This window comes from Pseudoalteromonas fuliginea, from assembly GCF_000690055.1.
GTDB lineage: Bacteria > Pseudomonadota > Gammaproteobacteria > Enterobacterales > Alteromonadaceae > Pseudoalteromonas > Pseudoalteromonas fuliginea.
The window spans coordinates 16,746-28,880 of record NZ_JJNZ01000041.1 but is presented as its reverse complement, the minus strand read 5'-3'; the positions used below and the strand labels follow the sequence as shown (position 1 = coordinate 28,880).

At 39.6% G+C, this 12,135-nt stretch carries 5 protein-coding genes and 1 pseudogene; 2 read left to right on the top strand and 4 right to left on the bottom strand.

Annotation, left to right across the window (positions count from 1 at the left end; translation table 11 throughout):
• A pseudogene (locus DC53_RS0120570) lies at nt 1-259 on the top strand (hypothetical protein); the annotation flags it as partial.
• Nucleotides 260-607: 348 nt separating this feature from the next.
• Nucleotides 608-3,139: a TonB-dependent receptor gene (locus DC53_RS08145; RefSeq protein ID WP_033030352.1), complete on the top strand. Its 2,532-nt coding sequence runs from the start codon at nt 608-610 to the stop codon at nt 3,137-3,139.
• A gap of 63 nt (nt 3,140-3,202) precedes the next feature.
• Here the strand turns inward: DC53_RS08145 and DC53_RS08150 are convergent, their stop codons facing one another.
• From DC53_RS08150 to DC53_RS08165, 4 genes are all read right to left on the bottom strand, one after another.
• Nucleotides 3,203-5,131 (bottom strand): CRTAC1 family protein, encoded by a 1,929-nt coding sequence (locus tag DC53_RS08150; protein WP_033030350.1) that lies wholly within the window; start codon nt 5,129-5,131, stop codon nt 3,203-3,205.
• Between the two features lie 12 nt (nt 5,132-5,143).
• Complete coding sequence (locus DC53_RS08155) at nt 5,144-6,187, bottom strand: family 16 glycosylhydrolase (RefSeq protein ID WP_033030347.1); 1,044 nt, start codon at nt 6,185-6,187, stop codon at nt 5,144-5,146.
• A gap of 151 nt (nt 6,188-6,338) precedes the next feature.
• Complete coding sequence (locus DC53_RS08160) at nt 6,339-8,126, bottom strand: Ig-like domain-containing protein (protein ID WP_033030345.1); 1,788 nt, start codon at nt 8,124-8,126, stop codon at nt 6,339-6,341.
• Nucleotides 8,127-8,188: 62 nt separating this feature from the next.
• Entirely contained in the window at nt 8,189-11,899 is a 3,711-nt protein-coding gene (locus tag DC53_RS08165) for a TonB-dependent receptor (protein ID WP_033030344.1), read from the bottom strand.
• Nucleotides 11,900-12,135: the final 236 nt, after the last annotated feature.

Here is a 12,135-nt window from a genome sequence, read left to right as displayed (position 1 = left end):
ATTAATTAGAAGTGGTAACAAACCCGCTGCTGTTGACTCGTTTAAACACGCAATGGCACTTGAAAGTAACAACGTGCAATACGCCTATTTGTATTTTTTAGCGCTTGATAGCATTGGGCTAACAACACAAGCTTTAGATGAATTAAAAGTACACATTGCGCACTATAATAATGCAAACCAACTTAAAGGGTTAGGCATTAGCTTTGCTCAAAAAAGTAAAAATAGAGATGCTTACCTCTTTTTTGTTACGTTAAAGTAGATTTTTAAATATATATTATATTTTATTCTAAAATTCACCTTTAAATTTAAAGTATTTACTTTCAACAACCTAAGTTTCATCTTGGCTATTTACACATAATAGAACAAGGTGAGACTTCACCTATTTTAAAGAAACATTTAATAAACAACAATTCAACATATTGCAACCATAAACATCATATGTTTAAATTGTTAACATGAATATGATTTGATAAAGCTTATTTCACTTGTTGTCTGTAATACAAAATACAGTGGTGAGTAACATTTTGTTAATCTGATTCTAAAAACAGGTAATGCCGTCGCAATATCTGCACACACATAGTAATTATAAAGAAACGGAGTAGTTAAAATGCTTAAACACAGTAAATTGCATACAGCAATATTGCTTGCATGTTGTTCTTTATCGGCTTTCACATCGACCGTATACGCACAAGAAGAGTCAGTTAAAAAAAACACAGATGACGATTTTGAAATTATTGTAGTAAGCGCACAAAAGCGCGATCAAGCACTTAAAGAAGTTCCTTCGTCTATTGAGGTGCTTAGCGGCGATTTAATTCAAGAAATTGGCATCGATAATGGGTTTGATCTAGTGACCTACTTACCTGGTTTTGGTATTGATGATAGTAGTGAAATAAGAACCACCACATTAAAAACACGTGGCATAGGTACTTTTACAAATTCAATTGGCTTACAGTCTTCAAATTTAGTCGTTATAGATGGCGAAGTGCTACCGCGCCAATCAATGCTCAACTTGCCTATTTCAGATGTTCAACGTGTTGAAGCTATGCGTGGGCCGCAAGGTACACTCTTTGGCCAAAATACATCTACAGGCCTATTACATTATGTAACTAAAAAACCTCAACTAGATGACAGGGTTTCAGGTACGGTTAGAGCACAAGTTACTGAGTTTGATGGCACTGATTTTAGCGGTACTGTAAATGTACCACTTAACGAAAACTGGGCAGCTCGATTTAATGCACAATACAGTGATATTGATGGCTGGATAAAAAACACCATGCCTGGTGAAGAAGACTACACTATTGGCGCAAAAACAACAAAAGCAGGCCGCGGCCAACTTTTATACGATAACGGCCAAGAATTAAATGTACTATTTCGCTTAGAATATTCAGAAACAGACACAAACTGTTGTTCACTTACTCGCTTAGGTGGCATTAACCCAGATTTTGGCCCGCGCCCAATCGTTAATGTAAAAGACGATGGCACTATTGAAGGCACCACTTATAACCGTGTTAATCCTGAGTCTACTTTTGAAGAAGCTGGCGGCCCGGTTACATCACGAAACGCTGAAGGTAACTTTGGTAGAACAGAGAACTTTGGCTTTTCAATATCTGCTGATTACTACCTAAATGATGAAATTACGCTTAGCTACAATGGTAGCTACAGAGACTTTGATTTATATAACAGCTCAGCATTTTTCACTATTAATTTTCCTGTAGAGCGAACCGCCTTTGGTGGCAACGAATCGGTTGATGTACTTCAACAAGAATTTCGTATCTCATCGTTTAACAATGAAAAGTTTGATTGGGTATTAGGCCTTTTTTACCATGATACCGACGGCCAACGCTCAGAGGTTCGCGATGGCTGTATTGCAGGTAACCGAGGATTTATTGAAGGAGGCGAATTAACTGGTTGTTATTCAAGACAGTCAACAGATGCTTTTTTAGCTAACTATGCAGCCACTGGCGATGACGACCGCTCATTATTGACGCCATCTCGTTTACTAAATAGTGGTGATTTTACAACTGGTTTTGAAAACGTCGCTATTTTTGGACAACTTGAATATCAAATAACTGAGCAATTAGATGCTACTTTTGGCTTTAGATTATTACACGAAAAAAGTAATGCTACCTTTGCCCGTACAGATTTGGCAACACCTTCTACGGGTGTTGGAATGGAAACATTCGATGAAGTATTAGAACTTGCTCAAACTGATCCATCGCTTATTTTACGCCAAGACGCGCCAACTAAGTTTGATAACTCAGACACAGCCTTTATCTATAAAGCAGTTGTTGGATATGATTTTACCGATGATATTCGCGGTTATGTAAATTATTCTACCGGCTATAAAGGCGCATCTTATTTTGTAACAACAAATACAGATCCTGCGGACGCAGACAACTTCCCTACCGCTCCTGAAAACTCTTCAAACTTTGAAGTAGGCCTGCGTTCAGCGTATTTTGATAACGATTTACTGTTTAACTTTACCTACTTTGATATGAGAGTTGACGATTATCAAGTACGTGCCAGCCGTGTAATAGATGAAGAAAATAACATTATTTTTGCAGGCTACGTGAACGCAGCACAAGCGCGTTCAACCGGTATTGAAGCCGATGTAGTGGTTAAAATATCAGATAAATTGAAGTGGTCATTTAACTACGCTTATTTTGATGCACGTTACGAAGACTTTGCTGATACACCTATAAATTGTCCTGCTGGTGATGGTGGTTTACTTGCTTCTCGCTGCACTACTGATTCAACAGGTCGTCAGAGCTTTGATCAAACGGGTTTATCTTTCCCTAATAATGCTGAGCAACAATTTTTAAGTACTATTTCATACAATACACAAATTGCTGATACTGGCTGGAAAGCAAATACTAGTGCAGTTTGGCGTTATAATGGTAGCCATACGCAATCAATTAATGAACTTGCCTTTGGCGAATCAGCTAACCCATCGTCAAGCATTTGGGATGGTTACTTGAGTGTAAGCAAAGATAACCTTCAGTTTAGTGTCTTCATTAAAAACTTATTTGATAAGTCGTACACTACTCGCCAACGTATAAACTCTGAAGGTTTTGGGGAAGCATTCTATCCTCGTGACTGGAGTCGTTATGTGGGTGCAAGTGTTCAATATAGCTTTTAATTAAAGTATCAATACAAAAAATAGCGCTTAATAAGCGCTATTTTCTTACTTACACTTAATTACTTACAACGGCTCTTTTCTACCAACTAACTCCCCGTTAGCATCATTTATAACCGCATTACTAATATCTATATACTCATTATTACTCCAACGAACCGATACATTATTTATCTGTGTACACGTACCTAAACCAACGTGTAGCTTGTTATTTTCACTTTGTGAAAAACCTGCACCCGTTGAGCCTACAACACGCTTATAAGTATGCCCACACGCTTTTATAGTAGCAGTAGCTCCCAATGCAGACACGCCAGCGTTAGGTGAGTAACCAATATTAGTGATCAAAAAATTATGCTGTGCATCTAAAACACTGTTATTAGTAAATAGGTGCCAACGGCCCCGCTCGTTTGAGTAGATTAAATCAAGGTCGCCGTCATTATCGTAATCAAAGGCCTGTGCACTCCCCCCGGTTGCTCCAAGTTCAGTTGAAATAAGACCATGATTTTGTAAAGCCTCAAATCCTTGACCGTGCTGATTTAAATACAGTACCTGCTCGTTAGCTCTTGCTGGATTACCATAACGTAATACAATTAAGTCGCTCCAACCATCGTTATTAAAATCCCCGGCTACTGCACTGGTTGTAGGCTCGCTAAGATTAATATTTAGCTTGGCTGTTGCATCAACAAATTTACCTTGCTGGTTTTCTAATAATACCGCTGGTAATGGCTCAAGCCCTTTTACGTTGGGTGAATTAATCACTCTTTTAATAACACCCGCTGTAGGCGATTTAGTATCCCCCGCGACGCGCCAAGTATCATTACCTAAGTAACCTATATATAAACCTTTTTTACTTAAATTTTTAGGCCAGCCGGTTGCTTGCTCTTTTGTTACATGTACCGTACGTTCACTGCCGCCGTGCCCTTTTAATATTAAAGGAGCGCTATTTTCTCCAATAAACACATTAAAATGAGGGTAAGCCATTTGCAGGTTTTCTATTTCAAAGTCACCCGATATTTTAAAGTCTTCAAATTTAAATGCTTCGTTACGAGCAAAAAAAGCAAAGTTTTGAGATTGAGCATCGTAAAAGGTGTGTTGTTCAAATTGATGTTTAGCGCGCGTTAAAAATAAATCAAAATCACCGTCATTATCAAAGTCGATTTCGGTCATGCTACTTACATGACTAATATTACGGTTATTCCCTAATACAGCCTTACTTTTATTTTTATAGCCTAAATCAGATTTGCTCTGCACTGCAACAATGTCATCTCCACCGTAAAAAAATAAATCATCGTGCCCGTCATTATTAAAATCACTTACTAAGGTTTTATAACCAAGCCATTTAGCATTAGGTAAGTAATCGACAAACTTAAAATGATTATGTCCTTCGTTTTTGTATATATGGTTCGCTCCTTTTTTTTGCCTATTTAATGGAAAAGCAGAAAGTACTAAATCTAGTACGCCACTGTTATTACCATCAACTAATTTAACCGAACGTCCGCGTGTGCGTTCAAAATCATCAAACGTTTTTCCGCCTTCAACAGTGCGGTCATGATTTATTTGAAACGACACAGGTAAACGAGGTTTTAAGCCACCACCACCTCCTTGGGCAATTATTAAATCCATACGACCATCTAAGTCGTAATCAGCAACAGCAACACCATGTGTGTCGCCTTTAATAATTATCTGTGGTGCTGAAAAGGTATTATCTTTGTTATTCCAAAAAATTTTTACTGCGTGGGTATGCTCAGTAATTAATACATCTTGATAACCATCTTTATCAAAGTCTGCAATCAGCGCGCTATCCCACTTACGGCGCGATAGGGGCTCAAAAGGTATAATGTTTTGCGATTCTCTAAACATTAATTTATTACTGCGGTTGTCGCTTAGTGTTTCATTGCTTACCCTTTGAGTAGTGTTACATCCACAAAGCAGAATACTTGTAGCAATCAGTGATAAACAAAATAATGTGCTTGCTGGCTTAGTATTTTTTTTCATTTAACCCACTCCTTACTTAACTGACTGTATTGGTTTTTGCTGCCAAACACGGATGTATTCAATTTCAAAGTCGACTACACCATCATCTTTTTTACCTTCAGGGCTATTACGTTCAAGCTCTTCTTTACTTTTTGGTACGCCATGCCAAGGAAAAGTCTCCTGATCAAGCCATAAAAACAGTGGCTTATTGGCTACATAGCCTGTATCAACCCCACGATGCTCTTTAGCCCAGGCATCAGCTTGTGCTGCAGATACTTCGCTAAATAATTTACCGTCAACATAGTATTTAATTCCATCAGCACTCCAATCGATTCCATACACATGAAAGCCATCAGCCACTCTAAAACCTAAGTCTTTTCGCTCTGTATAAGTGGGCTTGCCCATCACCTTTTTATTCCAATCGCGGATTGACCACCATAATTCACTGTCTATGTGATCTTTTTTAGGATCAAGCGAGTCGCCAAATAATTCAAAAAAATCAACTTCTAACTTTTCACCCATCGACCAAAATGCGCTGCTTATTTGCGCATCAGCGGCTTTACTTTTAATTTCTATGTATCCGTACTGAAATGACTTTCTGCCAATAAAGCATGCCGTTGTCAGGTTTTCGTATTTAAGTGCATCGCCAAACACGGGCTTATGTATTTTTTCTTCAAATGGAAAGTCTGGCTCCCAACGTGTTTCAAGCTTTAACTTACCATCTTCTAAACGGTAGTTATTACCCGAAAATTGCGAAGGTGCTCGGCCTTTCCATACTTTTTTATTTGGCTTATCTGGGTGCTTATAAACGGGTTTACCGTTTTCTAGTTTACCCACAATGTACCAACGTTCTTCATCGATAGTGCTGGCTTCAAATTCATCACTTACTTGGGTGTTAAGTACCCATTTACCAGTATTTTGCGGATCCGTTAATGGCAGTTGATTATTTTTAGTTTGGGGAAGCTTTTGCATATTAGTCGTCGAATCGCTGCTACAACTGCCAATGGTTATTACCGACAATAATGCTGCTGTGAGCGTCAATTGATGTGTTTTTATATTTTTTTGTGCGTTGTTCATGATGTCTCATCATTTTGTATGTAAATTTGTGTGAAAGTTAGAAGTTGGTGTATAAATAGATTTTTCATCGAGGCTTATAAGCAAACAAAGCGACTTTAAACTTATTTAGTTTAAAATCGCTTTAACAAATACTATTTTGTACACGTGTTACCTAAATGTCGGTACGAATAACAGCATAATCATCTATTAAAAGTGAATTCCCTGTTGGTAATCCATACACTTCCCAAAGAGTAAACACATCGGTTACTGAGCTCCACGTTGCTGGAATAGCCCATTCACGTGTACTAGTTGAATCCTCTTCAAACTCGATATATTGCCACTGCGTAGTGGCTGCGAGTGCTGCGCTAAATAAGCCGGCTTCTGAGTAACGACCTGTAAATCCATTTGCATCCTCAGGTATGCCGTCATAAACCCACGGTACAACAACATGACGTAACGTAACGGGTTCAACTGGCACTTGATTTAACTTAACCCACACGGCATAACGGTATGTTTTACCAACAGATTCAGCACCACGCCCATAGTTGGCGCTATACCAGTTACGTTGTTTATTCCATACTTGCTGAGTTGCAAAAGAGTACGGTGTATTCGCTTCACCTTGAGTAGCAGTGCCCGCTGTAATTTCAAGCGATCGACCATTACCCGACACAGAGGTTGCCGATACGCTATAAGTGGCATTGCCTTTATAAGGTGCGCCTTCACCATTTAGGTTAAAGTCAGTGTTAAAGCCTGCTTCGTGTTCAGACACACCCGGCTCACACATTTGGTTATTAACAGTATTAACCGTAATACTTTTTTGCGAAATGAGTGATAAAGGTGTGCTTGCTGTATCGCCATCAATAAGTTCAACCGTTACCGTATTTGAGCTGTCTATTGTTGTAGGTGCTTTAACGGCAAGTACTTCTCCAAAGCCACTTTTAGCGGTTAAGCTTTTCGTAAATGAAACCTCATCACCAAGTGTCCAATCAAAAGTATATTCGCCACTTAACTCTGCGTTTAGTAAAGCAGGCTGCACTTTTACACCACTGGCCACACAGATTGGAACGTCCTTGTTACCTGAAGAAGCGCCTAACTCGTTTTTATCGTCGTTTGTTATTGCAAGACTAAAAGCACCTGTCACTGTAAGTGTGGCGTTTGCTGAAGCTTCGGGGTTATCAACACTTGTGGCTGTAATAGTCGTTTCACCGGTATTTTTAGCGCTAATAAGGCCATTTTCATCTATAGTTGCGATATCTTCATCTGCAATTGAATAAATAAGTGCGGGGTTACACGCGTAACTTGGTATCGCTGATGCGAATACACTTGCTTGGCCACCAGCAGGGATTTCAATCGGCGAGACGCTGACCTCAGTTACAACATCATCAATCGCATTGACAGTTAATTGTAATGTACGTGTAGGCAGTGCTCCGCCCGCAGCAATAGCTGCACCATTATTGATAGAATATGTAATGTTATAAATAACTTGGCTCGGAAAGTCTAAGTTACCATCAGCAATAGGGTTACCTTCGCCATCTAAAGCGCCTCTTATATCGGTTTGGTCGCATTGTCTTAATGCCGCCGAAAACGCATTGGTATTTATAACTAATTTAGTGCTATCACTTGATTGAGTGAAAGGTGAAATTCGGTGTGACGCAATGGTATTAGCGCTTGTTTGTGGGGTAGTGAAATTATTATTAACCACAAACTCTAGCTCACTTACGTTTATGGTTGCTCCTGACTCAGAGGCTGGTTTACCGTCGATTGTTACGCCTTGCAGTAAATCAATTTCTTGAACTCCGGACTCCTCATTTAATGTGCTCGTGATCACTGCGGTATCGATTACAAGTGCTAAATCAGATTTAAACTGCGGATCGTAACCTTCATCCGTTCCGCCGCACCCTGTTAATACTGAAAATATAACACTGCTAATTGCTGTTTTTATTAGTAAGTTATGTTTCATCTTACTCTCCAAGATTTGTAAGGCAGCGCGCCTAACGTGGCCCGCTGCTAATAGTTTCTCAATTAAAAGGTACCGCGAAGACCAACACGGAACTGACGGCCTGTTTTCCAAACTGATGCTGTACGCGAAGTAGTTACACTGCCATCTTCAATTGCGTTGCCTTCATCAAGCACAACCTCTTGCGAGTTAGCTTCAAACGCATTACGCGTAAATGAACTGGTGTAATAAATTCGGTTAGTTTCATCAGTTAAGTTAAGTGCCTGAAAAGTTAAGCTAAAGTTTTTATTAATTTTATAACTTGAGCTAAAGTCCAAACGATGGGTTGCCTCTTGCCATGTAGCACCGCCAACTAAACCTCGGTTAACTAATTGCTCCCCGGTATAGCGACTCGCTAAACGTAATTGAATCCCTTTTTGTTCCCAATACAGTGTTGTATTTAGGGAATGCTTTGGAGTGTAAGGTTGTGGTAGTGGTTTTAAAAATATATCGGTATTACCTACCTGCTGACGATCAGATTCTGAATCTTGATAGGTATAGTTCATGTTTAAACCTAAGCCACCCCAATAACTTGGTAAAAAGTCATAGTTTTGGTTGTAACCTAGTTCAACACCTTTGATATCTGCGCCTTTGCCATTGGTTACTGTGGTTACGTTTACAACGTCACATTCAATGCGCCATTGGTCAAAAAAGCCCGCAACTTGCCTAAGTGGCATACAATCTTCTTCGCCACCTGGTGTTCTATTCTCATCGTAATCAAGTAATAAATCGGCTGTTTGTAAATCGTATTCAGTCCTAACGTCTTTGTAGTGATACGGAACCACAACCGTTTCTTCAAAGTCTTTCATATCCTTGTAAAAGAACGCTGCCGAGAGCAAGCCTGAATCACTAAAGTACCACTCATAAGACAAGTCGAGATTGGTTGATTTAAGCGGTTTTAAATTTGCATTTCCTGCTGAGCCATTAGCAGAGTCCCATTGTTGTTCAAAAATTTGTGTACGTGGGTTTAATGAATCAAAACGAGGACGTGTCATTGTTCTACTAACAGCAAAACGTGCAATCATTTCTTCGTTAACTGCATAGTTTAAGTTCAAGCTAGGTAAATAAGCGTCATGTCCGCCTTTTTTAGTTACCCATGCAACGCGGTCTTGTACTTCACGTCCGCTACCTTGTGTCCCTGTAAATGAGGTTGTTCTGTCTAAAAACGGCCAAATTTGTCCGTTGCTTGCAAAGTGTGCCCACGCATTAGCTGACGTTGGAACTAAATTTCCGTTGCTGTCGTAAATTAAAGAAGGTAATGCATTGTTAGCTATAATGTTGCCATTTTCATCTACAAACACTTGCTGATTTACACCCAGTCCGGTGTTGCCATCAGCCCCAGGAATTCCAAACTGACCCGTTTGCGGATCAACAGGGAAAGTAGCCGGGTTTGAGCGGTTATACGCATGGGTGATTTGCCATGCCCAACAGTTTTGTAGCTCAGCATCGTTTGCTGGTGTGTAACGATGATCAGGCTGACCCGTGTCAGATACCCCCATAACAGCTGCCGGACAGGCATCTAAATTTGTATTTGCTAAACCGCGCTCAACTAACAAATTGTACGCATCAACCATTTGTGGAAAACGCGTATAGTTAATACCGCCTACACCAGTTGCTGTTGTGTCATCTTTTACATACCTAAGGCCTAAGTTACCTGTTAGCTTGCCATCCATCAGCTCAAAGTTTGCTTTAAAATAAGCGGCTTTTGTTTCGGTTTCAATATTACGACTGCCTGTAATGGTTTCGCGTATACCTACTTCACCTGCATCTTTGCCTGAAACAATTTCAAGCGCTTTTTCGGCATCAAGTAACGGCCAGCCATTAAAAAACTCTGCAGAGCGGTCTGATTGAATATCTTCACCAAAATTATCGTAAGGATAGGCACTATCAGCGATTATATCGGCTAAGCGAATTGTACCAAGCCCACGTACTTCAAAAGCTTGATCAGGGTCTTCTAAATCTATTAAGTCACTGCCATTTGTGGTTGCTCTATTTTGAATAGAGACATCTTTTTTACGATTTGTCCACTTAACTCCAAACTCGATCGATCTGATAAAGTCGCCATCAAGCGCATAGTCAAAATCAACAAACAGTGATTTGTTTGTATCCGCTAATTTATTTTTACGCAGCACTAAACTACCTAAGTGATTGTGCTGCATGTCATACGGATTAAAACGGCTGTATACCGCATTAGACGTACCATCAAAGGCATCAAACTCACCTGGAGTAACGCCAGTTGAGTAACTACATTCTCCACTGCCGCCACAGTCGTAACCAACCATTTCGTGGCTGCCATCGGGCATTGATTCAACTATTTGACGACCTGCCGTGCCCCATGTAGCTGTACTAATAGAGATAAAACGATCTTTCTCATCATCGTCTGGTGTTTCATCTGTTGTTTTAGAAAAACCAGCTCTTACATTCATATTTAATGAATCAGTTACCTGATAATCAATATCAAGTGACGCTACATTAGTATCAATTTCTCTAAGTCCGTAGGAGCGAACAAAGTTACCGCCTGTAGAGCGGCTACTTGATTGCTGCAAGGTATTGGTCGATAAATCAACCCCGTTTAGTGCTGTATTGTCATCACCGGCATAAATTAAAGGTGTTACAGGTCCCATGTTTAAACGCAGTCGTTGACTGTCGGTTAACACATCTTGCTCTGTATGAGTTACATCTAGCTGAATATCAAGTGACTCTGTTGGTTGGTATTGAAAACCTGTAGATACTGACAAGCGATCTCGTTGGTCATTATTTAATGTAAAATCAATAACCTCACGCGCTAAAACAAATAAATCACCTTCATGTAATATTTGCGTTTCAGGGTCGTAATTATTAAGTGAACTCAGTGGGTTTAATAATGCTTCTCCATTCTCACCAAAAAGCTTATTCCCATCAGCATCACGTTGATTGCCAAGTACCCTAATTGCTTTGCCTGTAACGGTGTCATGTGCTGTACGGCCTGTCGCATCATCTAAATCAACGATAGGAATTGCGCCGTTAGCCCAATCGGTATTGATACGATCTTGTCGTGTTTTTTGTGTATCTTTAGAGGCGGTGATAATAAAGCCAAAGGTGTCGTCAAAGTATTTATCAGAAAAGCTAAAATTAATGCGTGAGTCACTTTCATCAGAAAACTCGTTGTAGCGCCCTTCAACCGTAAAAGAACGACGTGGTTTGTTTAAATTTAGCGGTTTTACAGTTCTCAGTACAACACTTGCGCCGAGTGAGCCTTCATCGTTATCAGCAGAAGATGTTTTAATTACATCGATAGATGACAATATATCTGACGAAAAAGAGCTTAAATCAACACTGTTATCGTTAGTCGCGCCCGCACTAGAGCCATCGGTACTTAGCCCGCCGGTAAGTGCTACACCATTCATTGATATTTGATTTAAAGAAGGTCCGGCACCACGAATTGATATACGTGTTCCTTCACCGCCCTCTTCTTGAATACTCACCCCTGTTACTCTAGATAGTGCATCAGCGATGTTTTGATCTGTTGATTTACCTACATCTTCAGCATGAATTGAGTCACTTACGTTGTCGGAAAAGCGCTTTGCGTTTACCGCTTTTCGTAAGCTACTTTTGATCCCTTGGACTTCAATTATTTCGATATCTTTTTGTAGTTTTATTTTCTCTTTTTCTTCATCTTCTTGTCCAAAAGCAGATGATGAAATAAGCGAAACAATAATAGCTGCAGAGACTGCTGATAACCTAAAGTTATGCTGCATTGTGTGCTCTCCTGTTTATCGGCATCGTTTTTCTCAATGCCAGTGTGTGATGATGTTGTCTGTTTTTATTGTTAGTTAAGCGCTGTAGGCTAAATTAATGTGCATCTTAGCTTCTAAAATTTAGACTTGAACAAACGGCTAACTTATGACCAAGTTAAACATGTGACCTTTGCATTTACAAGCTGTTTACTTTATTTTTTACATTTTTATGTATTTGGGTATTTAACATTGAAACA

Coding starts and splice junctions, on each gene's coding strand:
- DC53_RS08145 (WP_033030352.1), top strand. CDS start 608: ATGCTTAAACACAGTAAATTGCATACAGCAATATTGCTTGCATGTTGT.
- DC53_RS08150 (WP_033030350.1), bottom strand. CDS start 5,131: ATGAAAAAAAATACTAAGCCAGCAAGCACATTATTTTGTTTATCACTG.
- DC53_RS08155 (WP_033030347.1), bottom strand. CDS start 6,187: ATGAACAACGCACAAAAAAATATAAAAACACATCAATTGACGCTCACA.
- DC53_RS08160 (WP_033030345.1), bottom strand. CDS start 8,126: ATGAAACATAACTTACTAATAAAAACAGCAATTAGCAGTGTTATATTT.
- DC53_RS08165 (WP_033030344.1), bottom strand. CDS start 11,899: ATGCAGCATAACTTTAGGTTATCAGCAGTCTCTGCAGCTATTATTGTT.